Consider the following 23,899-nt stretch of genomic DNA (forward strand, 5'->3'; position numbering starts at 1 on the left):
GGACACTAGAATTCCAGGCAGTACCTGTCGGGTGGTCCCACCACCGACGAGCAGCAGGACGGAGGCATCGCGATGAGCGAGATGCGGATAGTAGGGATTCGTATCGAACAACCGCAGAACCAGCCTGTCCTCCTGCTGCGGGAGGTCGACGGCGATCGGTATCTGCCGATCTGGATCGGGCAGAACGAAGCGACCGCCATCGCCCTCGAACAGCAGGGGGTCGAACCGGCACGACCGCTGACCCACGACCTGATCAAGAACCTCCTCGAGGCGTTCGGTCACAACCTGCGCGAGGTGCGCATCGTCGACCTGCGTGAGGGGACGTTCTACGCGGATCTGGTCTTCGACGGAGGGATGCGCGTGTCCTGCCGGCCCTCCGACGGGGTGGCAGTGGCCTTGCGCATCGGCGCGCCGGTCCACGTCGAGGAACCGGTGCTCACCGAGGCAGGACTGGTCATGCCCGACGAACGGGAGGACGAGGTCGAGAAGTTCAAGGAGTTCCTCGATTCCGTCTCGCCCGACGATTTCAAGGCGACGGACGGCTGAACGCCGTCCGTTCGCACGGCGGCGAGCGTTGACGCGCGCGTCGGCCGTAACGGTAGTAATGTCGAACGTTGCCTTCCGGTCGGCGTGTTGCAGCCCAGCGCCCAACACCGGAGCGTACGCTGAGTTGATCCGCCAGGGATGACTCGGTGAGCCTGGGAGCGCTCGATGATCGGATGTGGTCGGGGGGATCCGCCAATCGATCGTTGCGAGGCAGAACTGGGCGCGCGAGAGGGAGTCAGTAGTGCGAGATCGGACGAAGGGACAGCCACTCGGCGTCGATTCCGGCGATCGCTCGAATCCGGCGCCGCGGACGAACGAGACCGACGAGATCCAACCGGGCCTGTTTCCGGACAACTCGGTACCCGACGAGCTCGTCGGCTACCGCGTGCCCATCGCCTGCCAGATCGCGGGTATCAGCTACCGCCAGCTCGACTACTGGGCCCGCACGAATCTGGTCGTACCGTCCATCCGTGGGGCCGCCGGCTCCGGTAGCCAACGGCTGTACTCGTTCAAGGACATCCTCGTCCTCAAGATCGTCAAGCGCCTGCTCGACACCGGCGTCTCGCTGCAGAACATCCGCGTCGCCGTCGACCATCTCCGCAGCCGCGGGGTGGGCGACCTCGCGAAGATCACCCTCTTCTCCGACGGCACCACCGTCTACGAATGCACGTCGCCCGAAGAGGTCGTCGACCTGCTGCAGGGCGGCCAGGGCGTCTTCGGGATCGCAGTGAGCGGCGCGATGCGCGAGCTCACCGGCAGCATCGCCGATTTCCCCGCCGAACGCGCCGACGGCGGCGGCGTCGAGGAACGCCCCGAGGACGAACTGGCGTCGCGGCGCCGTGAACGCATCAACCGCCGCATCGGCTGACCCACCACCGAGGCCGCATCGGCCGACGACATGACCGCTCCACTCCACCGCCTGCGGCACTTTCCGCACCTGCGGTATTTCGACCCCCGCGACGTGTTCTAGACTCGAAGACGCGTCGCCATCACGCGGGAGAGACCCGGACACCGAGCCGGGCGCCGAAGGAGCAGCACCTCCCCGTCAATCTCTCAGGCAACCGGGACCGCGTGAGCTCCGACGTCTCTGGAAAGCGGTGGGAGCACCCGCCCGCCCACGGGGAAAGGCTCTGGCCGGCCGAATCTCTCAGGCGCTCGCCCCGCGAGCTCACGACAGAGGGGGAGGAACCACCTCGCGCGACCGCGCGCACGTGGACCTCGCCGACCAGCCCGGGAGCTGCGATGACAGATGCCGTCACCTCGAACTTCGCCGATCGCCACATCGGCCCCGACACCGCCGGCCTGAACCGGATCCTCGACGTCGTCGGAGTCGATTCGCTCGACGCCCTCGCCACCGCCGCGGTGCCGGCCGCCATCCTCGACGACCGAGCAGACAACGTGCCGAGCGGCCTCGACGTCCTCGACGCGCCCCGCTCCGAGCACGACGTACTCGCCGAACTGAAGGCACTCGCGTCGCAGAACACCGTGGCGACGTCGATGATCGGTCACGGCTACTACGACACGCTCACGCCGCCCGTGCTGCTGCGCAACATCATCGAGAATCCCGCCTGGTACACGGCCTACACCCCCTACCAGCCGGAGATCAGCCAGGGACGCCTCGAGGCGCTGCTGAACTTCCAGACCATGGTCGCCGACCTGACCGGCATGGAGATCGCGAACTCGTCGATGCTCGACGAGGCCACCGCCGCCGCCGAGGCGATGACCCTGCTGCGCCGCGCGAACCGCAAGTCCAAGAGTCCCCGCCTGGTCGTCGACGCCGACCTGTTCGCGCAGACCGCCGCGGTGCTGGCGACCCGCGCCGAACCGCTCGGCATCGAGATCGTCACCGCCGACCTCGCTGCCGACGGACTGCCCGAGGGTGAGTTCTTCGGTGTGGTCCTCCAGGTGCCCGGCGCCTCGGGACGCATCATCGACGCCGCTCCGATCATCGCGTCCGCCCACGACCGCGGCGCGCTCGTCGCCGTCGGCGCCGACCTGCTGGCCATGACCCTGATCACCCCGCCCGGGAAGCAGGGCGCCGACGCGTGCTTCGGCACCACCCAGCGGTTCGGTGTGCCGATGGGCTTCGGTGGGCCGCACGCCGGCTACCTCGCCGTCGGCAGCGCCCACACCCGCACCCTGCCCGGCCGTCTCGTCGGTGTCTCGGTGGACGCGGACGGCAACCCGGCCTACCGCCTCGCGTTGCAGACCCGTGAGCAGCACATCCGCCGTGAGAAGGCCACCAGCAACATCTGTACCGCCCAGGTGCTCCTCGCCGTGCTCGCGGCCATGTACGCCTCGTACCACGGCGCCGAAGGCCTCACCGGCATCGCCCGCCGCGTGGCCGGGCACGCCCGTCGACTCGCCGACGCTCTGCGCGCCGGTGGCGTCGAGGTCGTCCACGACGAGTTCTTCGACACCGTCCTCGTGCGCGTGCCGGGGCGCGCCGACGCCGTGCTCGCCGCCGCCCTCGAGGCCGGCATCAACCTGTACCGGGTCGACGACGATCACGTGTCGATCTCGTGCGACGAGGCCACCACCGCGGCGCACGTGGACGCGATCCTGGGCGCCTTCGGTGTCACCGCCGGTGAGGCCGCCGGGGGAACGGCGCTGCCGCAGGCCCTGGCCCGCACCAGCGAGTTCCTGCAGCACGAGGCGTTCACCCGCTACCGCACCGAGACCGCGATGATGCGGTATCTGCGGCGCCTGTCCGACAAGGACCTCGCCCTCGACCGGACGATGATCCCGCTGGGCTCGTGCACGATGAAGCTCAACGCCGCCGCCGAGATGGAGGCCATCACCTGGCCCGAGTTCGCGGGTCTGCATCCGTTCGCTCCGGCGGACCAGACGGCCGGCATCCGCCGTCTGATCGCCGACCTGGAGGGCTGGCTCGCCGCGGTGACGGGGTACGACGCCGTGAGCCTGCAGCCCAACGCCGGCAGCCAGGGCGAGTACGCGGGTCTGCTCGCAATCCGTCACTACCACCTCGACCGCGGCGACACCGATCGGGACATCTGCCTGATCCCGTCGAGCGCGCACGGCACCAACGCCGCATCCGCCGTGATGGCGGGCATGCGTGTCGAGGTCGTCGCGTGCCGCCCGAACGGCGACGTCGATCTCGACGACCTGCGCGCCAAGATCGCCGACCACGGTGCGCGCCTGGCCGCGATCATGATCACCTACCCGTCCACCCACGGTGTCTACGAGCACGACATCGCCGACATCTGCGGTGCCGTGCACGACGCCGGCGGTCAGGTGTACATCGACGGCGCCAACCTCAACGCGCTGGTGGGTCTGGCGCGGCCGGGCAGGTTCGGGGGCGATGTGAGCCACCTGAACCTGCACAAGACCTTCTGCATCCCGCACGGTGGTGGCGGTCCGGGTGTCGGCCCGATCGGGGTCCGCTCGCATCTGGCCCCGTACCTGCCGGGCCACCCCGCGGAGCCCGGACTCGGGGGAGCGGGACCGGTCTCGGCGGCGCCCTACGGGTCGGCGTCGATCCTGCCGATCACCTGGGCGTACATCAAGATGATGGGTGCCGAGGGACTGCGTCGCGCGTCGCTGACGGCGATCGCGTCGGCCAACTACATCGCCCGTCGTCTCGACGAGTACTTCCCGGTGCTGTACACGGGGGAGACCGGCATGGTCGCCCATGAGTGCATCCTCGATCTGCGTCCGCTGACGAAGGCGACGGGGGTGACGGTCGACGACGTCGCGAAGCGTCTGGCCGACTACGGTTTCCACGCGCCGACGATGAGCTTCCCGGTGGCCGGCACCCTCATGGTCGAGCCCACCGAGAGCGAGGACATCGCCGAACTCGACGCGTTCATCGAGGCGATGATCTCGATCCGCGGTGAGATCGACCGGGTCGGGGCAGGGGAGTGGCCGGTGGACGACAACCCGCTGCGTGGGGCTCCGCATACCGCGGAATGCCTGGTGGGCGAGTGGGACCACCCGTACTCGCGGGAGATCGCGGTGTTCCCGATGGGGAAGAGCCGGGCCAAGGTGTGGCCGGCGGTGCGGCGTATCGACGGCGCACACGGCGACCGGAATCTGGTGTGCTCGTGCCCGCCCTTGGAGGCGTACAGCGGCTGACGCCGGGGATGGCCGACGGACCCGTCCGTCGGCCATCTTCATCGGTTGGGTAACTCCGAACCGGACGGAAACCATAGAAATACAGAATGCCTCCCCGTTAACAACACAACTCACCAAGTCCCAGAGCGAAGGGACGTCAGTTCGCGGCGGTAAGCTCGAGGATGGAGATCTCCGGTGGGGTGCCGACCCGCACGGGCGGTCCCCACGCGCCGGTGCCCTGGGACGTGTAGATCTGCGTGTCGCCGAAGCGGTCGAGTCCGGTGACGGTGGGGTTGGCGAGGGAGACGAACGGTCGCAGCGGCCACATCTGCCCGCCGTGGGTGTGCCCGGACAGTTGCAGGTCGACTCCGAGTTCGCGGGCCTCGTCGACGTGCCGGGGCTGGTGGGCTGCGAGGATCACCGGGGTACCGTCCGCGATGCCGTCGAGGGCGGCGGGCATGTCGGGGTGGTGGGGTTCGGTGGCGGTGTAGTCGTGGACGCCGGCGAGCGCGACGACGTCGCCGTCGCGTTCGAGGACGACGTGCTCGTTGCGCAGGGCGCGTACACCGAGGGTCTCCCAGCGGTCGAGCCATGATTCGGCGTCGTCGGAGTAGTACTCGTGGTTGCCGCTGACGCCGTACACCCCGAGCGGGGCCTGCAGCTGCCGGAGCGGCTCGAGGTCGGAGCCGACGAGTTCGACGGTGCCGTCGGCGAGGTCGCCGCCGAGCACGATCAGGTCGGGTTGCTCTTCGGCGACGAGGTCGACGACGCGTTGCACGAAGTCGGCGCCGCGGGCGGGTCCGACGTGCAGGTCGGTGACGAGCGCGATGCGGGCGCCGTCGAAGCCTGCGGGCAGGTCCTGCAGGGCGACGGGCACGGTGACGATCCGCGGCCGGTCGGCCTCGACCGTGCCGTATCCGACGGCGGCGACCGCGGCGACGACGAGCACGGCGGTCGCGATGCGCAGCCCCCGTCGCGGGGTCTCGTCGGTGGTCGGCCCGGGGCGTCCGCGCCGGGCGAGGCGGGCGACGAGCAACCCCGCTCCGATGAGCAGGAGACCGAGCATCAGGTACAGCACCACGGCGAGCCAGCTCCAGCCGAGGAACCCGAAGGGACGGGCCCAAGCGGGGTCGAGCACCGTGCCCACCCCGGAGGCAACGAGCGTGAGCACGAACATCGCCGCCAGGACGAGGGCGGCGGCGAGGGCGGCAGGACGCGGCAGGCCGGGTGCCCGGACGAGTCGTCGATGCAGCAGGTAGGTGAGGAGGGCGAGGAAGACCCCCACGACGAGAAGTCGAAGCACGGTCAGGACGTCAGCTTTCGGAGGAGGTCGGTGAGGTCGGCCGGGTCGGTGGTGTCGACGACGGTGAGGCTGCCGTCGGTGGCCTCGGCGGCCTGCTCGAGGACGGGGTCGGTGCGGTCGCCGAGGACGACCACGTCGATCCGCACGGGGGTGGCGGGGGACGAGAGTTCGTCGATCGCGGCGCGCAGGTCGCGGGCGGCCGCCTCGTCGGGGTCGTCGCTGTCGACGACGACGAGCACGGAGTTGGGTCGGCCCGGGTCGTAGTTGTCGACGGCGTCGCGGTAGGCGGCGGTGAGGGTGGCGTAGACGGGTTCGCGGTCGACGAGGTCGATGTCGTCGAGGATCGAGGACATCGCCGCGCGCTTGGACTCGGTGAGGCCGTCACGGATCACGGCGACGCGGTGCCCCTCTGGGGTGTCGGCGAAGACGTACATGCCCATCACCGAGTTGATGGAGGCGCGGCGCATGGCCTCGCGCACAGCACCTGCGGTGGCGGTGAGGCGGGTGCCGTCTCCGGCGGGGGCACCCATGGAGGTGGAGGTGTCGACGACCATGGTGACCTTGCGCGGGGACACCGGGGCGAGACGCAGTGCGACGAGGACGTCGTCGACGGTGGGGTCGGCGGGGGCGAGGACGGTGTCGACGCGGGGCAGCGGCAGTTCCCCGGCGGGTTCCGGGACGGTGTCGGCGGTGCGGAAGCCGTGGGAGGTGAGGACGCCGGCCTGTTCGGGGCGACGCGCGTAGTCGGTGAACTCCGCGGCGGCGCGAGCGAGGGTCTCGTCGACCCAGGGGGCGTCGACGACGGCGGTGGGGAAGTCGACGACGGGTGCGACGCCGATCGGCAGGTGACCGGTGAGGCCGCGGACCTGCCCGTCGGCGAGGGCACGGTGCAGTTGCTGTTCGACGACCGGCACGGCGTGGATCGGTGCCTCGGTGTCGGGGTGGGCGCCGAGCGCCGCGAGGGTGTCGGCGGTGGTGCCGACCGCGCCGAGGGTGTCGGCGCCGAGCGCGAGGGTGCTCACGGCGGTGATGGCGGCGGGGGTGGCGGCCTGTTCGAGGGTGACCGGTCCGGCGCCGATGCCGGTGGTGGCGGCGGTGACCGCTTCGAGGGCGAGGGTGGTGGCGTGGGTCTCGGTGCCGGTGGGCAGGGCGAGGCCGAGGGTGCCCCAGATGTCGAGTCCGCTCTCGCGCATGGCGGCGGGGTCGTTCTGGAGTCGGGGCAGGTCCTGCCAGCGGACGGTGGCGGTGGTGAGGGCGCGGCCGAGGTCGGTGGGGACGGCGAGCACGACCGGGGAGGTGGCGAGGGGTCGGGGGGTGCCGTCGACGGCGTCGGCGGCGCGGGCGCTCATGCGGGTGTCGAGGGGCACCCACAGGGCGGGTTCGGGGCCGAGCGCCGGATCCCAGGTGCCGGCGGCGAGGGTGTCGGCGGCGGCGAGGCTGTCGACGGCGGTGATCTCGGCGGTGACGCAGTGGTCGCGGATGACGCGGACGCCGCCGTCGGTCCACTGTTCGGCGAGTTCGGTGAGGGCGGGGGCGATGAGGGGGTCGGCGGCGATGTGCAGGACGGTGTCGCCTTCGACGCAGGTTTCGGCGGCGGCGGTGGCCTGGTTGTCGATGTTGTCGCGCAGGCGGAACCAGCCGAGGACGGCGAGCAGGGCGAGTACTACGCCTACGGCGACCACGATGACGCTCGTGCTGATTCCTCGTCGTCCGCTGCCGCGATGTCGCCCGCCCACGTCGTGTCCGCCTCGTTTCGTTCGTCGATCCGATGGTCGAGTCTAGTGAGCGGCGGGATGTGACCTGGCTCCGCCGCGCGGGGCGGGGACGGGCAGGGCCCCGATCCGGTGTGGATCGGGGCCCTGTGGTGTCGGTGTGCGGGTCAGGCGAACTTGGCCTTGTTCTCGCGGCGACGGCGGTGCAGGATCGGCTCGGTGTAGCCGCTGGGCTGCGTGGTGCCTTCGAGGATGAGTTCCTTGGCGGCCTGGAAGGCGATGTTGTCGTCGAAGTTCGGGGCGAGCGGCCGGTAGCCGGGGTCGCCTTCGTTCTGCCGGTCGACGACGGGTGCCATGCGCTCGAGGGAGGCGATGACCTCGTCGGCGGTGACGACGTCGTGGCGGATCCAGTTGGCGAGGAGCTGGCTGGAGATGCGCAGGGTGGCGCGGTCCTCCATGAGTGCGACGTCGTGGATGTCGGGGACCTTGGAGCAGCCGACGCCGGCGTCGATCCAGCGCACGACGTAGCCGAGGATGGACTGGCAGTTGTTGTCGAGTTCTTCGCGCTTCTCCTCGTCGGACCAGTTCGGGTTCTCGGCGAGGGGGATGGTGAGGATGTCGTCGACGGTGGCGCGGGCCTTGCCCTTGAGTTCGTTCTGGACGGCGAAGACGTCGACCTCGTGGTAGTGGGTGGCGTGCAGGGTGGCGCCGGTGGGTGAGGGCACCCAGGCGGTGTTGGCGCCGGCCTTGGGCTGGCCGATCTTCTGCTCGACCATGTCGCGCATGAGGTCGGTCATGGCCCACATGCCCTTGCCGATCTGGGCCTTGCCCTGCAGGCCGCAGGCGAGGCCGGTGTCGACGTTCCAGTCCTCGTAGGCGGCGATCCAGCGCTGCTGCTTCATGGCGGCCTTGCGGACGACGGGGCCGGCCTCCATGGAGGTGTGGATCTCGTCGCCGGTGCGGTCGAGGAAGCCGGTGTTGATGAACACGACGCGGTCGGAGGCGGCCTTGATGCAGGCGGCGAGGTTGACGGTGGTGCGTCGCTCCTCGTCCATGATGCCGACCTTGAGGGTGTTGGTGGGCAGGGAGAGGACCTCTTCGACGCGGCCGAACAGTTCGGTGGTGAAGGCGGATTCCTCGGGGCCGTGCTGCTTGGGCTTGACGATGTAGATCGAGCCGGTGCGGCTGTTGGCGAGCGGGCCGTGGTCCTCGTCGATGTGCAGGCCGTGGATGGCGCAGAGGCTGGTGACGAGTGCGTCGAGGATGCCTTCGGGGACCTCGTTGCCGTCGCGGTCGAGGACGGCGGGGTTGGTCATGAGGTGTCCGACGTTGCGGACGAACAGCAGGGAGCGGCCGTGCAGTTCGAGGTCGCTGCCGTCGAGGGCGGTGTAGACGCGGTTCGGGTTGAGCGTGCGGGTGAGGGTCTTGCCGCCCTTGTCGAAGGACTCGGACAGGTCGCCGCGGTTGAGGCCGAGCCAGTTGCGGTAGCCGATGACCTTGTCGTCGGCGTCGACGGCGGCGACGGAGTCCTCGAAGTCCATGATGGTGGTGACGGCGGATTCGAGGACGACGTCCTTGACGCCGGCGGCGTCGGTGCTGCCGATGGGGGACTCGGGGTCGATCTGGATGTCGATGTGCAGGCCGTGGTTGCGCAGCAGCACCGAGGAGGGGGTGGCCTTGTCGCCGAGGTAGCCGACGAGCTTGTCGGGCTGGGCGAGGCCGGTGACGGTGCCGTCGCCGAGGGTGACCTTCAGTTCGGTGCCGTCGATGCTGTAGCCGGTGGAGTCGGTGTGCGAGCCGTGGGCGAGGGGTGCGGCCTTGTCGAGGAAGTCGCGGGCCCAGGCGATGACCTTGTCGCCGCGGACCTTGTTGTAGCCGGTGCCCTTCTCGGCGCCGCCTTCTTCGGGGATGACGTCGGTGCCGTAGAGGGCGTCGTAGAGCGATCCCCAGCGCGCGTTGGAGGCGTTGAGCGCGAAGCGGGCGTTGAGGACGGGCACGACGAGCTGCGGGCCGGCGGTCTCGGCGATCTCGGTGTCGACGTTCTCGGTGCCGATGGTGAACGGCTCGGGTGCCGGGACGAGGTAGCCGATCTCTTCGAGGAAGGCCTTGTAGGCGACCGGGTCGTGGGGTTGTCCGGCGCGGTCGCGGTGCCAGCCGTCGATCCGGGCCTGGAGGTCGTCACGCTTGGCGAGCAGTGCCCGGTTCTTGGGGGCGAGGTCGTGGACGATCTTGTCGGCACCTGCCCAGAAGGTGTCCGCGTCGACTCCGCTGCCGGGGATGGCCTCGTTGTTGATGAAGTCGTAGAGAACCTGCGCGATCTGAAGTCCGCCGACCTGCACGCGTTCTGTCATCACCCTCACTCTTTCCGGTTGCTGTGCGGCCGGAAACGTCCCGGCCGCACGGAATCGTCGATTATGTTACCCGCCGGTAGTAACGGGCGCAGTGGTTCTGTGCGCCTGCAGGGCGGTACATCGATTCACCAGCTCTTCTCTCAGAGCTGCGGCGCGACGGGTGAGCGCCGACTGCTCGCGGACGTACTGTGCGCGTCCGGCGGCAGTCTCGATCCTGATGGGCGAGTAGCCGTAGTCCTCGAGATCATACGGGCTCGCCCGCATGTCCAATTCACGGGCTGCGGACGCGTGTCGCAGGCACCGCACCGTCAGCTTCGAATCTGTCAACGGCAGCAGCTTGTAGGACCACTTGTACAGATCCATGCCGGCGTGCAGGCAGCCGGGTTGTTCGCTGCGCACCTGCTGGTCGCGGGACAGTTCGGTGGCGTTGCGCGGGACGGCGTCGGGGGTGAAGAACCGGAACGCGTCGTAATGGGTGCATCGGAGCTGCATTGATTCCACCACCGCGTCGGTTCCGGTGTGGCCGAGCCGCAACGGCACCGACGAATGCCGCACCCCGTCGGCCCCCGCCCGGTACACCATCGCCCATTCGTGCAATCCGAAGCAGCCGAGCTGCGGCGGGCGGGAGGCCGTCGCGGTGAGCAGTCCCGCCACGAAATCGACGGTGTCGATGCGCCGGTCGAGCACCTCCCGGGCCACCCGCACGCCCGGCTGCCCGTCGACGGTGACCCGCTCGTAGCCGGGATGGTCGCGGTAGTCGCGCACCGCGGCCGCGCCGAGCAGCACGGTGCCGAATCCGGGATGCCAGCGCCGCAGCTGACTCGGCCGCAGGCTGTAGTAGGTGAACAGGAAGTCGTGCACCGGATGGGCGCGGCCGGCGGCGCGTCGCTCGAGATGCCCGGCGAGCAACTCGTCCACCACAGCGTGGTGAACGTCGCGCCGCGCGGTCCACTCGGTCTCGGTGAGGATCGCCGGGCGGTCGGTCACGGACGGGGAACGGGTCATGGTTCTCGTTCGGTCGATCGGGGTGCGGTCGTGCGGGGGCGGTTGCCCAGCGGGTCCGCGACCCGGTGGGTGGCGTCGCGGACCGTCCCGACGAACTCTTCCACGAGGTCCTCGAGCGCGACGATGCCCCGCAGTGTTCCGGTGGTGTCGGTCACCCCGGCCAGATGCGCGTTGCTGCGTCGCAGCGCGGCGAGCGCCTCGTCGAGACCGTCGCCGATCCCGATGGTCGGCAGCTTCCGGATCACCGCGGCGGGGATGACGGTCTCGGGACCGGTGGACTGTTCCCGCACCAGATCGAGCACGTCCTTGATGTGCACGTAGCCGGTGATCGTGCCGTCGGGTCGGCGCGTGGGATACCGGGAGAAGCCGGTGGTGGTGACCGCGTGCTCGACGTCGCCGAGGGTCGGGCCCGCGCCGGTGTGCGGGACGATGCGTACCCGGGCGAGCGGGATCATCACGTCGGCGACGGTGCGGTTGCCGGTGGCCAGGGCGCGGGTGAGGCGCTTGTGTTCCTCTGCGTCGAGCAGTCCCTCGGAGCGGGATTCACCGATCATCTCGGTGAGCTCCACGGCGGAGACGGAGGTGTCGAGTTCGTCCTTCGGGTCGATGTGCGCCGCGCGCAGGGTGGCGTTGGCGCACAGGTTGTAGAACGCGATGACCGGCCGGGCGGGTCGCATGAACAGCAGGTGGATCGGCACGAGCAGCATCGCGGCGCGTTCCGGGCCGGCGATGGCGATGTTCTTCGGCACCATCTCGCCGAGCAGGATGTGCAGCACCACCACGATCGTGAGCCCGATGGTGAACGCGATGGGGTGCAGCAGCGCGTCGGGCACCCCGGCCGCATGCAGCGGCACCTCGATCAGGTGCGCGATGGCCGGTTCGGCGACGCGGCCGAGCAGGATCGAGCAGATCGTGATGCCGAGCTGGGAGCCGGCGAGCATGAGCGAGAGGTGTTCGCCGGCGTGGATGACGGTGCGGGCGCGGGTCTTGCCCTGGGCGAGCAGCGTCTCGAGGCGGTCGCGGCGGACGGTGATGAGGGAGAACTCGGCGCCGACGAAGAAGGCGTTGCCGGCGAGCAGCAGCACGGCGAGGACGATCCCGAACCAGTCGCTCATCGCTGCTCACCACCCTCGCCGTCGGCCGGGGTCTCGTCACTGTCGTCCCCGGCGCTGTCGCCGTCGGGGTTCTCGGGGGCGGCGCCGGGGACGAGCAGCACCCGGTCGATGCGGTGCCCGTCCATCTCAAGGATGCGCGCGTACCAGGTGAGGTCGCGTTCGTCGCGGCGCAGCGGCAGCTGGATCTCGTCGTCGACCTCGGGGATACGGCCGAGTTCGGTGAGGATCAGCCCGGCGAGGGTCTCGTAGTCGCCGTCGGGGGCGCGGTAGCCGGTGAGCTGGGCGAGCTCGTCGGTGCGCAGCAGACCCGTGCACGACCAGCCCTCCCCGTCGCGGTGGGCGTCGAGTTCGGTCTCGTCGTGTTCGTCGCGGACGTCGCCGACGATCTCCTCGACGAGGTCCTCCATCGTGATCAGCCCGGCGGTACCGCCGTATTCGTCGACGACGAGCGCGACCTGCATGCCGTCCGAACGCACCCGTTCCATGACGGTGTCGCCGTCGAGGCTGGACGGCACGGTGGGCACGCGGCGGGCGAGGGCGCCGACGGCGGTGGTGCCGCGCGCCGGGCCGGGCACGGTGAACGCGTGCTTGACATGCACGACGCCGAGTGGGGCGTCGAGGTCGCCGTCGACGATCGGGAAGCGCGAGTAGCCGGTGCGGGCGGACAGCTCGATCAGATCGAGGACGGTGGCGTTGCGGTCGAGGCTCTCGACGGTGCTGCGTGGGGTCATGAGGTCCTCGGCGGTGCGGTCCCCGAACTGCAGGGAGCGGTAGACAAGGCGGGCGGTGTGCTCGTCGAGGGTGCCGCTGCGGGCCGAGGCGCGCACCAGCGAACCGAGTTCCTGCGGGGAACGCGCCGAGCGCAGTTCCTCGGCCGGTTCGATGCCGAGGCGCCGCACGATGTGGTTGGCGGCGCCGTTGAGTCCTAGGATCGCCCAGCGGAACAGCAGCGAGAACGCCAGCTGGAGGCCGGCGGTGGCGCGGGCGGTGCCCATGGGCCGGGCGATGGCGATGTTCTTGGGGACGAGTTCGCCGAAGACCATGGAGAAGGACGTGGCGATGAGCAGCGCGAGGACCAGCGAGACGGTCGAGGCGACGGAGGTGCTCAGGCCGAGCGCGTCGAACAGTGGGGTGAAGAACTGCGCGAGGATCGGTTCGGCGAGATAGCCGGTGATCAGTGTGGTGATGGTGATGCCGAGCTGGGCGCCGGACAGCTGGAACGACAGGGTGCGGTGCGCGTGCTGGACCTGCCGGGCGCGGCGGTCGCCGTCGTGGGCGTGCGCGTCGACGGCGCTGCGTTCGAGGGCGGTCAGGGAGAACTCGGCGGCGACGAACAGGGCGGTGCCGGCGGTGAGCGCGACGAAGCCGAGGAGGGCGGCGATATCGAACAGGACGGACATCAGGGGCGGTCCTGCCGGGCGGGGTGGTGGCCGGGGTGGTGACCCGGCCCGATAGAGGATCCTTCCGGCCCGGAGTCGCACTCCGTGCAGGGGGAGGAGGTGTCGGGCGGTGGGGTGGTGGTGGGTGCCGCGGGCACCGGTGTCCTCTCGTCGGGTCCGGTCGCGGACGGTGTCCGCCTGCCGGAAGTGGTTTCGACGGGTACCGATTCTACTGAGGGTGGTTGCCGTGTGTCGCGGTGCCGGTGACGGCGCGGCGCCTACGGTGGGGATCGAGCAGGTGTCCCGGTGGAGCGAAGGAGCGTGGATGAGCAGCGGCGAGGGTCCGGAACACGGTGGCGGCGAGCGGGTGCCGAGCCGGTGGGAGGAGATCGTGGCGGAGAATCCGGCGCATTCGTCGTGGTACGTCGAACGGTTCCGCACCATGGTCGCCCGGGGGCAGGACACCGTCGGGGAGGCCCGGTTGATCGATGCGATGGTGCCGCGTGGGGCGCGGATCCTCGACGCCGGGTGCGGACCGGGCCGGCTCGGCGGTTATCTGCATCGGGCCGGGCACCGTGTGGTCGGGGTGGATGTCGATCCGGTGCTGATCGCGGCGGCGGAGGAGGATCATCCGGGGCCGCGGTGGCTGGTCGGGGATCTGGCCGAGCTGGATCTGCCGGCCCGCGGTGTCGACGCGGATTTCGATGTGATCGTGTGCGCGGGCAACGTGATGACCTTCGTGGCGCCGTCGACGCGGGTGGCGGTGTTGCGCAATTTCGCGGCGCACCTGGCGCCGCAGGGCCGGGCGGTGATCGGTTTCGGGGCGGGTCGTGAGTATCCGTTCGAGGAGTTCTTCGCGGACGCGCAGCAGGCGGGGTTGTCGGTGCAGGTGCGGCTCTCGACCTGGGATCTGCGGCCGTTCAGCGACGATGCGGAGTTTCTGGTGGCGGTGCTGGGGCGGGCGTAGCCGCGGTGTCGGTGGGGGTGTCGGCGGCCTGGGCGCGGGAGAGCGCCACGGTGGTCACGAGCATCACGATGACGGCGGCGCCGACGAGGATCCGCCCGGGCCCGTCGGTGCGCAGGTGTTCGCCGAGCACGGTCATGCCGAGCACGATCGCGGCGAGCGGTTCGCCGACGGTCAGGGCGGGCAGCGAGGCGGTGAGCGATCCGGACTGGAAGGCGCGTTGCTGCAGGTAGATCGCGGCGGCGCCGGCGGCGACGAGCGTCTAGGTCTGCCACGAGCCGAGCAGCGGGACGATGCCGTGTTCGGCGAGGTCGGTGACGTGTTTGGTGAACGCGCTGGTCACGCCGTAGAGGATGCCGGCGGCGATGCCGAACGCCAGCGCCCGCAGCCGCGGTGACAGCAGGGCGACGACGACGGCGGCGGCGGTGACGGCGAGCACCAGACCGAGCGGCAGCGCCCACCGGACGGCGGCGGCGTCGCCGGTGCCTTCGGTGGGGTTGCCCACGAGCAGGAAGATGGCCAGCGCCGCGCACAAGGCGCCGGCGAGCAACCAGGTGGTGCGGGTGACGCGGCGGCCGGTGGTGGCGGCGGCGAGCGGCAACGCGAACAGCAGCGACGCGACGAGCAGGGGCTGGACGAGCAGCACCGACCCGAATGTGAGCGCGACGACCTGCAGGATGTAGCTGCCGCCGTCGCCGAGGATCCCGGCCCACCAGCGGGGGCTGCGCAGCAGCGAGCCGACGAGCGAGTCGGTGTCGGGCACGGCAGCGGCCGAGCTCTGTTGCGCGACACTGCCGACCGCGATGAGCGCGGCGGCGGCGAGCGCGCACAGGACGGCGACTGCCGTGCCCGTCATCGGGTCAGGCCTGCACTTCGGAGCGGTCTCCGCTCCACAGGGTGTGGAACTTGCCGGGGCGGTCGGTGCGCTCGTAGGTGTGGGCACCGAAGAAGTCGCGCTGGCCCTGGGTGAGGGCGGCGGGCAGCCGGTCGGCGCGCAGCCCGTCGTAGTAGGACAGCGACGACGCGAACGCCGGGACGGGGATGCCGAGCTGGGTGGCGGTGACCACGACGCGGCGCCAGCTGTCGATGCCGATCTCGATGGCGTCGCGGAAGTACGGCGCGAGGATCAGGCTGGGCAGCGTCGGGTCGGCGTCGTAGGCCTCCTTGATGCGGTTGAGGAACTGGGCGCGGATGATGCAGCCGCCGCGCCAGATCGTCGCGAGCGCGGCGCGGTCGACGTTCCAGCCGTATTCGGCGCTGCCGGCGGCGATCTGGTCGAAGCCCTGCGCGTAGGCGACGATCTTCGACGCGTACAGGGCGGCGCGGATGTCCTCGGTGAACTGCGCGGCGTCGGTGGGGGCGGCGCCGAGGTTGCCGGCGGCGAGGCCGCGGGCGGCGGCGCGCTGGTCGCGGGAGCCGGACAGGGCGCGGGCGAAGACCGCTTCGGCGATGCCGGTGACCGGCACGCCGAGGTCGAGGGCGGCCTTGACGGTCCAGCGGCCGGTGCCCTTCTGTTCGGCGGCGTCGACGATGACGTCGACGAGGGGTTTGCCGGTGGCGGCGTCGGTCTGGCGCAGCACGTCGGCGGTGATCTCGATGAGATAGGACTCGAGGGTGCCGGTGTTCCAGTCGGCGAAGACGTCGGCGATCTGTCCGGCGTCGTAGCCGAGGGCGTCGCGCAGCAGGTGGTAGGCCTCGCCGATGAGCTGCATGTCGGCGTATTCGATGCCGTTGTGCACCATCTTCACGAAGTGGCCGGCGCCGTCGGGGCCGATGTGGGTGCAGCAGGGGGTGCCGTCGACCTGGGCGGCGATCTTCTCGAGCAGCGGGCCGAGCGCCTCGTACGATTCGGCGGGGCCGCCGGGCATGATGGACGGGCCGTTGAGGGCGCCTTCCTCGCCGCCGGAGATGCCGGCGCCGACGAAGTGCAGGCCGCGGGCGCGCAGGGCGGCTTCGCGGCGGATGGTGTCGGTGTAGAGGGCGTTGCCGCCGTCGATGATGATGTCGCCGGGTTCCATCGCGTCGGCGAGCTCGTCGATGACCGCGTCGGTGGCGGCGCCGGCCTTGACCATGATCAGGACGCGGCGCGGCTTCTCGAGGGCGGCGACGAAGTCGTCGATGGTTTCGGTGCGGACGAAGGTGCCGTCGCTGCCGTGCTCGGCGAGCAACGCGTCGGTCTTGGCGATGCTGCGGTTGTGGAGGGCGACGGTGTAGCCGTTGCGGGCGAAGTTGCGGGCGATGTTCGAGCCCATCACGGCCAGTCCGGTCACGCCGATCTGGGCCTGCGGTGTTTCGGTGCGTTCGACGGTCATGGTCTACAGCTTCCCCCGAAACGGGGGCCGATCGAAATCGGGGCGGGCCGAACGGTGCGGCGTGTCGCGGCTCAGAGGCCGAGCAGCAGGGACAGTTCGGTGAGCCAGGGCACCGCCACGGCGATGGTGGGCACGACGAGGATGGCGGCGGCGGCGGTGTAGGCGGCGGCGGAAATGCCGAGGTTGGGGCCCGGTCCGGTGAGGCGTTGCACGCGCAGCACGGTGCTCGGACCGCCGACGGCGAGCGCGCCGGTGGGGGTGTGGGCGCCGGCGCAGGCGACGAGGGCGCGGGCCAGCGGGGCGGGGCCGGTCTTGCGGACGGCGGAGTCGTCGGCGAGCAGCTCGACGAGCAGTTTCACCGAGCCGAGCGCCGAGCCGGAGCGCACGACGCGGGGGAACGCTTCGTAGACGGCGGTGAACGCCTCGAGGATGAGGTCGTGGCGGGCGCGCAGGTGGGAGTGTTCGTGGCGCAGAATCGCGCGTAGTTCGTCGTCGCCGAGGTTGTCGAGGGTGCCTTCGCTGAGCACCACCCGGTGCCGCAGCCCGGGGAGGCAGTAGGCGATGGGGTCGGCGGTGTCGAGGATCCGCACGTGCGGGTGGTGGCGGACGGCGGCGCCGCTCTCGCGGCGGTCGAGCAGGTCGACGAGCATGCGGTGGCGGGAGCGGCGGCGGCGGGTGCGCACCGCGACGCGCAGCATGGAGAAGGTCAGGCGGGCCCCGATGAACACGGTCAGGGCGAAGACGATGACGTAGGTCAGCCACAGGGGCAGACCGAGGGCGTCGATCTCTTCGAGGGGGCCGGTGGTGGGTCGGCCGTCGGCGCCGGGTACGAGGAGGCGGGCGGCGATGGCCAGGCCGCAGGAGAACGCGGAGAGCACCGCCGCCAGGGCCACGGACTGCCACAGCACGAGGGCGGCCCGGGGGTTGCGGTGCGGCCAGGTGGCGCGGGCGAGCAGCCCCGGCACCGGACCGGCGAGGAGAAGCGCTGTGGTTCCGAAGAACAGCGCCGTGGTCGCGTTCATGACATCGAGTGTGTCAGCCGGCCCGCTCGGTGTCGTGGCCGGTGGTGTCGTCGCCGTGTTGCGCTTCGAGTTTCGCCAGCGCCGCGCGCAGGGCGGCGGCTTCGTCGGCGCCGACGCGGCCGACGAAGTGGACGAGGGCGGCGGCGCGGCCGGCGGTCTCGTCGGCCTGGTCGAGGGCGTCGACCATGAGGCTGGCGACGAGTTCGTCGCGGCCGTGCACCGGCAGGTAGCGGTGGGCGCGGTCGTCGCGTTGCTGGATGACGAGGTTCTTCTTGGCGAGGCGCTGCAGGACCGTCATGACGGTGGTGTACGCGAGGTTGCGTCGAGCCGAGAGGGCTTCGTGGACCTGCCGGACGGTCTGTGGTTCGGGGGTGGACCACAGGTGGTCCATCACTGCGCGTTCGAGTTCGCCGAGTGCTGCCATGGGTCGATTCTACGGATTTCTCCGACGAATGTGCGTACTACCCCTAGTCGTAGGGTCTGACCTGCGGTGGGACCATCGTCACCGGCGGTGGGGACCTCCGGCGGCGCCGTAGACGTGGCGGGTGCCGATGGGCACGATCAGCGGCCGGTCGGACACCGGATCGTCGATGACCGACGCGTCGAGATCGAACACCTCGCGCAGCAACTCGACGGAGATCACCTCCGAGGGCACCCCGGAGGCGACGACGCGGCCGTCCTTCATCACCACCAGGTGGTCGCTGTAGCGCACGGCGAGGTTCAGGTCGTGCAGCACCATCACCACGGTGCGGCCGAGTTCGCTGTGCAATCGGTCGACGAGGTCGAGGACCTCCACCGAGTGCGCGAGGTCGAGATAGGTGGTCGGTTCGTCGAGCAGCAGGATGTCGGTGCCCTGCGCGAGTGCCATGGAGATCCAGGCGCGTTGCCGTTGCCCGCCGGACAGTTCGTCGATGGGCCGGTCGGCGAGGTCGGCGATGCCGGTGCGGTCGAGGGCGATGGCGACCTCGTCCTCGTCGTCGGAGGACCACTGCCGGAACCACGATTGGTGCGGGTGCCGGCCGCGGGAGACCAGGTCGGCGACGGTGAGCCCTTCGGGGGCGACGGGGGCCTGCGGCAACATGCCGAGCACCCGGGCGACCTCGCGGGTGCGCATGGTGGTGATGTCGTGGCCGTCGAGCAGCACGGTGCCGGTGCGGGGTTTGAGCAGCCGGCTCAGTGCGCGCAGCAGGGTGGATTTGCCGCAGCCGTTGGGGCCGATGACGGTGGTGACCACGCCGGTGGGGATGGACAGGTCCAGGTCGTCGACGATGAGCCGTTCGCCGTAGCCGAGGCTGATGTGTTCGGCGACCAGCCGCGGCGCCGCGTGCTCGATCGGGCCGGGGGCCGGGGCGGGGGGCAGATGGGTGTCGGTCATCGGGAGACCTTTCGGTTGGAACGCACCAGCAGGTACAGCAGGAAGGGACCGCCGAGCGCGGAGGTGACCAGCCCGACCGGCAGCGGCACCGGCAGGATGGTGCGGGCGATCAGGTCGGCGGCGACGACGAACAGCGCGCCGGTCAGGGCGGAGGCGATGATCGGGCTGCCCGCCGACCCGACGAGGCGCAGGGCGATCTGCGGGGCGGCGAGGGCGACGAAGCCGATGGGTCCGGCGGCGGCGGTGGCGACGGCGGCGAGCGCGCACGCCGCGATGAGCAGCAGCGCCTGCTGGGTCTGCAGCTTCACGCCGAGGGAGCGGGCGGTGTCGTCGCCGAGGCGCAACGCCCCGACGGTGAAGGAGGCGGTCGCGGCCCAGCCGCCGACGAGCAGCAGCGCGATCGCGGCGGGCACCACCTGACTCCAGGACACGCCGTTGAGGGAGCCGGTCAGCCACACCTGGGCGCGGCTGACGTCGTTGATGTCGGCGGAGACGAGCATCCACTGGGTTACGGCGATGAGCATGGCGTTGACGCCGATGCCGATGAGCACGAGCCGGAAGCCGTCGGCGCCGCGCCGCCAGGCCAGCAGGTAGATGACGGTGGCGGTGAGCAGCGCGCCGAGCAGCGCCGACATCGGCAACCCGAGGGTGGCGAGCAGTCCGACGATGGAGCCGCCGCTGGTGACGACGATCAGGGCGACGGCGGCGGCGGAGGCGCCGGCGGTGATGCCGAGGATGTCGGGGCTGGCCAGGGCGTTGCGGGACACCGATTGGGTGATGGCGCCGGAGACGGCGAGGGCGGCGCCGACGACCACGGCGGCGATCCCGCGCGGCAGGCGCAGGTCGAAGACGATGAACCGGTCGAGGCGTTCGCCGCCGCCGAGGAGCACCTCGACGACCTGCAGGGGGCTGAGCGGGTAGTCGCCGCGGCCGAGGGAGATCGACAGCAGCACCGCGGTGGCGACGACGATCAGCGCGCACACGATGACCATGCGGGCGCGCCAGACCACCGAGAGGGAGCCGAGCCGGAAGGCGGGCCGGCCCGGGACGCGGGTGGAGACCTGCACGGGTGAGCGGCGCCTGCCCGTCGTCGGTTCGTCCTTGTCGAGGGAGGGGGTGGGGGTGTCGTTCACAGGGCCACCAGCTTCCGGCGACGGACGAGGGCGATGAAGAAGGGGGCACCGATGAGGGCGAGGACGATGCCGACCTGCAGTTCGCCGGGGCGCACCACGATGCGGCCGACGACGTCGGCGAGGACGAGCAGCGCCCCGCCGAGCAGCCCGGCGTAGGGCACGAGCCAGCGGTAGTCGGGGCCGGTGACCGCGCGGGCGATGTGCGGGACGATCAGCCCGACGAACGCGATCGGTCCGCACGCGGCGGTGGCGGCGCCGGTGAGCACGGTGATCGCGGCGATGCCGATCACCCGGGTGGTGACGACGTTGGTGCCGAGCGAGCGGGCGACGTCCTCGCCGAGGCTGAGCAGATTCAGGGCCGGGGTGGAGGCGAGCGCGACGAGCAGTCCGACGACGATGAACGGCAACACCTGCCAGAAGACGTCCATGCCGCGGCCGGCGACGGAGCCGACCACCCAGAAGCGGTAGCCGTCGAGGCTGGTCTGGTCGAGCAGCACGATGGTCTGGATCATCGCCTGCAGGAAGAACGCGACCGCCGCGCCCGCCAACGCGAGGCTGAGCGGACTCGAGCCGCCGTTGCCGATGGACGCGAACCCGAACACGACGATGCTGGCGAGGGCGGAGCCGGCGAAGGCGAACCACAGGTACTGCGCCGGGGTGGAGAGCCCGAACAGGTAGATCGACAACACCACGAGGAAGGCGGCGCCGGCGTTGATGCCGAGCAGGCCGGCGTCGGCGAGCGGGTTGCGGGTGTGCCCCTGGATGAGTGCCCCGGCGACGCCGAGCGCGATGCCGACCAGCAGCGCGAGCAGGGTGCGGGGGACGCGCAGCGAGTGCACGATCACGTCGGTTTCGGAGCCGTCGTTGACGACGAGGGCGTGGAAGACCTCCGCGAAGGTCATCGGGCGGGCGCCGACGGCGATGCTGGCGAGCGCGCCGAGCGCGAGCAGCACGAGCAGCGCGGCCAGGCCGAGCAGGCGCCGGCGGCGCAGCGCGGCGACGCTGCTGTCGGTGGGGCGGGGGGTGAAGTCGTCGTGGCGGGCGTGGCGTTCGGTGACGATCTCGGTGCCGCGGCGCAGCAGGGCGCGGCGGGTGCCGGCCGGTCCGGTGGTGGTGCGGTCGCGCAGTACGAGCCCGGTCCATTGCAGGCCCAGGCTTTGGCCGGTGCGGCCGGCGCGGTAGCCGTGGTTCCACCACAGCAGTCCGGCGGCGGCGGCCAGGGCGGCGCCGCCGAAGACGATGCGGTCGGTCTGGCCGCCGCCGTTGGCGTCGGCGAGGGTGTCGACGACGAGGGCGCCGACGAGCAGGGGGATGGCGAGGAGCGCGAGGTCGCACAGGACGGCGGCGATCCGGCGGCCCGGGCGGGGCGGGGCGGTCGGGTCGGCGTCCGGTGGGGCGTGGGGGGTGACGGTCACGGGCGCGGGGTGCTCCTCGGGAAGGCGGTGGTGCGGTTCGGGTCGTCGCGGATCGTGGGGAACGCGAAGGCCTTCGGAGTTAGGTTACGGAATCCTATGTGTCGGCGGGAGTAGGGGATGGGGTTGCGCACACCACCTCCGGATGCAATGGTTAGGCTTACCTAATCAGGATTCACCGTCGATCAGGAGGTGTCGGATGACGACGCTGCTGCTGCCGCCCACGGCGGCACCCGTCCGCCCGTTCGAGGACACGCGCGCCCGGCTGCGCGCACTCGCCGCGGGAGCCCCCCGCGTGTATGCGGTGGCCTGTATCGACGAAGAACCCCGCCGCCGCTGGTGGTTCCTCGGCGGCGGTGAACGGCAACAGCGCATCGAGGCGCTCTACGACCGCGCCCTGCTCGACACCGAGGACCCGCGCATCGCCGTCGAACAGGTCGCCGGCGCCCTCATCCACGCCGTGGTCGGCCGCGTCCTCGCTCCCTACGCCCTCGAGGGCCGCGTCTGGGATCCGGGTCTGGACAATCTGTGGCTGCACCAGGACAGCGACGGCTGCATCGACTGGGCCGGTCTCGCCGACGACACCCTGCGGGTGCTGCCCGAGGACCGTGCCGTCGGGCAACGCGACGTGGTGGTGCTGCCGTGCAAGCGGGCGATGGCGGTGTGGACCGCCCACCGCGCCGCAACAGCCCTCGAGGCCGTCCATCTCGCGCTGCGCTCCCTCGCCCCGCTCGACCGGAACCGCTTCTGGGCGATCGTCGGGCGCACCGTCGTCACCGGCGCCGCCCAGCTGCCCGTGCTGGGCGGCGCCTCCCGCCGCACCGCCGCGCGCCGCGGTCAGGCGTTGCTCGACGCCTTCGTCGCCGCCGGCTATCCCGTCCGAGGCCTTGCCGGATTAGGACAGCCTTCCCTATAATCGAATCCGTTCCGACTGCCGGACCGCAGCGGAGTCCTGAGGGCTGCAGTGACTCCCGGTCCCTTCCCGCGGCGGGCCTCACATCCATGTGGGGCCCGCCGTCGCGTGTCCGGAGCCTGCGCCGTCGACGCACAGCGCAACCGGCCGATCGCAGGCGCTGCGGTGGCGAACCCGGAGGATGCTGGAGGAATCCGCGCCGCGACCTGGGAAGCACCGAGAGATGACCACCCTGTGGATGATCGAAGACCTCGAACCGTGGCCCGACCAACCCGTCCCCGGGCAGGTGTGTGAACCGACCACCTCCTGGACCACCCCCGGCGCGAGCGACTGCATCCGCGAACTCGTCCGGCACATACCCGCCCGGGTCGAGCAGATCACCGTCGACGATCGGATCGAACTGCTCGCCCATCTCGGTCACGGCTTCACCACCGTGCTCCCACCGCAACTCGACACCCTCGGCGACGTCGTGCTCACCGGGCATCTGGTGTGGGACCGCTATCTGTGGACGCTGTACCGCACCCGACCGCACGGGCGCGCCCGGGTCGCCGAACGTCACCCGGTGATCCAGCGGACCATCAGGATCCCGACCGCGGACGCGGGCTGGTACGGCGTCGAGTACGAGGGCGCGCGGACCATGCACCGGTTCGGGCCGATCCCCGACGGCTACTCGATCGTCGCCTACGCGCTGCTGGTGACCCTGCAGTGACCAGCCCCGCGTGCCACGCTCGGAGGTCAGGCGTCCGAAAATCGCCATGTCCTACCATCGTTCGACGGCCACCTGTCCCGGCGGCCGGTCGACCCACGCACGAACAAGGGAAGCCCGTATGAGCGACCAGTCCACCTCCGCCCCGGCCCAGCACGACGTGCAGGCGATCAACGCCGTCAACGACCGAGGCTTCAACACCGCCCTCGGCCTCGAGTTCGTCGAACTCGGACCCGATCTCGCGCGGGCCCGGTGGACGATCACCCCCACGCAGCACCAGCCCTACGGCATCGTGCACGGCGGGGTGTACTGCGCGGTGATCGAGACCGTCGCCAGCGTCGCCGGCGCCAACTGGCTGGGGGACAAGGGCAACGTCGTCGGGGTCAACAACAACACCGACTTCCTCCGCGCGACCCGCGAAGGGGTCCTCACCGCGACCGGCACCCCGGTGCACCGCGGACGCACCCAGCAGGTGTGGCGGGTGGAGATCGTCGACGAGCAGGACCGTCTCGTCGCGCAGGGGCAGGTGCGCCTGGCGAACATCACGAACGCGGACCGCATCGGGCACTGACCCTGC

Annotated in this window: 19 protein-coding genes, 1 pseudogene and 1 riboswitch; of the genes and pseudogenes, 7 read left to right on the forward strand and 13 right to left on the reverse strand. The window is 70.9% G+C overall.

Annotated features, from left to right (window positions below):
* Nucleotides 1–72 precede the first annotated feature (72 nt).
* The 3 genes from ACPCXD_RS17000 to gcvP all read left to right on the forward strand — a co-directional run bounded on the left by ACPCXD_RS17000 (nucleotide 73) and on the right by gcvP (nucleotide 4,641).
* Entirely contained in the window at nucleotides 73–546 is a 474-nt protein-coding gene (locus ACPCXD_RS17000) for a bifunctional nuclease family protein (RefSeq protein WP_059384135.1), read from the forward strand.
* Between the two features lie 241 nt (nucleotides 547–787).
* A complete protein-coding gene (locus tag ACPCXD_RS17005) occupies nucleotides 788–1,414 on the forward strand; it encodes a MerR family transcriptional regulator (protein ID WP_016694271.1) in 627 nt (208 codons plus the stop codon).
* Between the two features lie 116 nt (nucleotides 1,415–1,530).
* Nucleotides 1,531–1,626, forward strand: a riboswitch (glycine riboswitch).
* Between the two features lie 162 nt (nucleotides 1,627–1,788).
* Entirely contained in the window at nucleotides 1,789–4,641 is a 2,853-nt protein-coding gene (gcvP, locus tag ACPCXD_RS17010) for an aminomethyl-transferring glycine dehydrogenase (RefSeq protein ID WP_423660433.1), read from the forward strand.
* Nucleotides 4,642–4,777: 136 nt separating this feature from the next.
* On the opposite strand, the gene ACPCXD_RS17015 is transcribed toward gcvP, so the two are convergent.
* From ACPCXD_RS17015 to ACPCXD_RS17040, 6 genes are all read right to left on the reverse strand, one after another.
* Nucleotides 4,778–5,923 (reverse strand): metallophosphoesterase, encoded by a 1,146-nt coding sequence (locus ACPCXD_RS17015; RefSeq protein ID WP_423660435.1) that lies wholly within the window; start codon nucleotides 5,921–5,923, stop codon nucleotides 4,778–4,780.
* A gap of 2 nt (nucleotides 5,924–5,925) precedes the next feature.
* Nucleotides 5,926–7,659 carry a substrate-binding domain-containing protein gene (locus ACPCXD_RS17020; protein WP_229564951.1) on the reverse strand — a complete coding sequence of 578 codons (1,734 nt, stop codon included), beginning with the start codon at nucleotides 7,657–7,659 and terminating at the stop codon, nucleotides 5,926–5,928.
* A gap of 143 nt (nucleotides 7,660–7,802) precedes the next feature.
* Complete coding sequence (locus ACPCXD_RS17025; protein WP_160877868.1) at nucleotides 7,803–9,986, reverse strand: malate synthase G; 2,184 nt, start codon at nucleotides 9,984–9,986, stop codon at nucleotides 7,803–7,805.
* 66 nt (nucleotides 9,987–10,052) lie between these two features.
* The gene (locus tag ACPCXD_RS17030) at nucleotides 10,053–10,991 is read right to left on the reverse strand and encodes a 3-methyladenine DNA glycosylase (RefSeq protein ID WP_160877866.1); all 939 of its coding nucleotides are present in this window, start codon (nucleotides 10,989–10,991) and stop codon (nucleotides 10,053–10,055) included.
* Nucleotides 10,988–12,106 (reverse strand): hemolysin family protein, encoded by a 1,119-nt coding sequence (locus ACPCXD_RS17035; RefSeq protein WP_423660438.1) that lies wholly within the window; start codon nucleotides 12,104–12,106, stop codon nucleotides 10,988–10,990. Before ACPCXD_RS17035 ends, ACPCXD_RS17030 begins: the two co-directional genes overlap by 4 nt.
* A complete protein-coding gene (locus tag ACPCXD_RS17040; RefSeq protein ID WP_088899783.1) occupies nucleotides 12,103–13,506 on the reverse strand; it encodes a hemolysin family protein in 1,404 nt (467 codons plus the stop codon). Before ACPCXD_RS17040 ends, ACPCXD_RS17035 begins: the two co-directional genes overlap by 4 nt.
* A 304-nt stretch (nucleotides 13,507–13,810) precedes the next feature.
* Here ACPCXD_RS17040 and ACPCXD_RS17045 point away from each other — a divergent pair, with 304 nt between their 5' ends.
* Nucleotides 13,811–14,452: a class I SAM-dependent methyltransferase gene (locus ACPCXD_RS17045; protein WP_088899758.1), complete on the forward strand. Its 642-nt coding sequence runs from the start codon at nucleotides 13,811–13,813 to the stop codon at nucleotides 14,450–14,452.
* On the opposite strand, the pseudogene ACPCXD_RS17050 reads toward ACPCXD_RS17045, so the two are convergent.
* The 7 genes and pseudogenes from ACPCXD_RS17050 to ACPCXD_RS17080 all read right to left on the reverse strand — a co-directional run bounded on the left by ACPCXD_RS17050 (nucleotide 14,406) and on the right by ACPCXD_RS17080 (nucleotide 21,706).
* A pseudogene (locus ACPCXD_RS17050) lies at nucleotides 14,406–15,305 on the reverse strand (DMT family transporter). The gene ACPCXD_RS17045 and the pseudogene ACPCXD_RS17050 sit on opposite strands and share 47 nt — an antisense overlap.
* A 4-nt stretch (nucleotides 15,306–15,309) precedes the next feature.
* Nucleotides 15,310–16,761: an NADP-dependent phosphogluconate dehydrogenase gene (gnd, locus tag ACPCXD_RS17055; protein ID WP_088899760.1), complete on the reverse strand. Its 1,452-nt coding sequence runs from the start codon at nucleotides 16,759–16,761 to the stop codon at nucleotides 15,310–15,312.
* A gap of 71 nt (nucleotides 16,762–16,832) precedes the next feature.
* Entirely contained in the window at nucleotides 16,833–17,783 is a 951-nt protein-coding gene (locus ACPCXD_RS17060; RefSeq protein WP_088899761.1) for a M56 family metallopeptidase, read from the reverse strand.
* A 13-nt stretch (nucleotides 17,784–17,796) separates the two neighbouring features.
* Nucleotides 17,797–18,207 carry a BlaI/MecI/CopY family transcriptional regulator gene (locus ACPCXD_RS17065; RefSeq protein ID WP_088899762.1) on the reverse strand — a complete coding sequence of 137 codons (411 nt, stop codon included), beginning with the start codon at nucleotides 18,205–18,207 and terminating at the stop codon, nucleotides 17,797–17,799.
* 78 nt (nucleotides 18,208–18,285) lie between these two features.
* On the reverse strand, nucleotides 18,286–19,158 hold the full coding sequence (locus ACPCXD_RS17070) for an ABC transporter ATP-binding protein (protein ID WP_088899763.1): 873 nt from the start codon (nucleotides 19,156–19,158) through the stop codon (nucleotides 18,286–18,288).
* On the reverse strand, nucleotides 19,155–20,291 hold the full coding sequence (locus tag ACPCXD_RS17075) for an iron chelate uptake ABC transporter family permease subunit (protein ID WP_160877848.1): 1,137 nt from the start codon (nucleotides 20,289–20,291) through the stop codon (nucleotides 19,155–19,157). The genes ACPCXD_RS17070 and ACPCXD_RS17075 overlap by 4 nt, the downstream gene beginning before the upstream one ends.
* A complete protein-coding gene (locus ACPCXD_RS17080) occupies nucleotides 20,288–21,706 on the reverse strand; it encodes a FecCD family ABC transporter permease (protein ID WP_229564947.1) in 1,419 nt (472 codons plus the stop codon). The genes ACPCXD_RS17075 and ACPCXD_RS17080 overlap by 4 nt, the downstream gene beginning before the upstream one ends.
* A 196-nt stretch (nucleotides 21,707–21,902) precedes the next feature.
* Here ACPCXD_RS17080 and ACPCXD_RS17085 point away from each other — a divergent pair, with 196 nt between their 5' ends.
* The 3 genes from ACPCXD_RS17085 to ACPCXD_RS17095 all read left to right on the forward strand — a co-directional run bounded on the left by ACPCXD_RS17085 (nucleotide 21,903) and on the right by ACPCXD_RS17095 (nucleotide 23,893).
* A complete protein-coding gene (locus ACPCXD_RS17085; RefSeq protein WP_160877872.1) occupies nucleotides 21,903–22,619 on the forward strand; it encodes a hypothetical protein in 717 nt (238 codons plus the stop codon).
* A gap of 220 nt (nucleotides 22,620–22,839) precedes the next feature.
* Entirely contained in the window at nucleotides 22,840–23,325 is a 486-nt protein-coding gene (locus ACPCXD_RS17090; protein WP_106199568.1) for a hypothetical protein, read from the forward strand.
* A gap of 118 nt (nucleotides 23,326–23,443) precedes the next feature.
* On the forward strand, nucleotides 23,444–23,893 hold the full coding sequence (locus tag ACPCXD_RS17095) for a PaaI family thioesterase (RefSeq protein WP_088899596.1): 450 nt from the start codon (nucleotides 23,444–23,446) through the stop codon (nucleotides 23,891–23,893).
* The last annotated feature ends 6 nt before the right edge of the window (nucleotides 23,894–23,899 follow it).

It is taken from the genome of Rhodococcus sp. AB351 (assembly GCF_049538275.1).
GTDB lineage: Bacteria > Actinomycetota > Actinomycetes > Mycobacteriales > Mycobacteriaceae > Rhodococcus.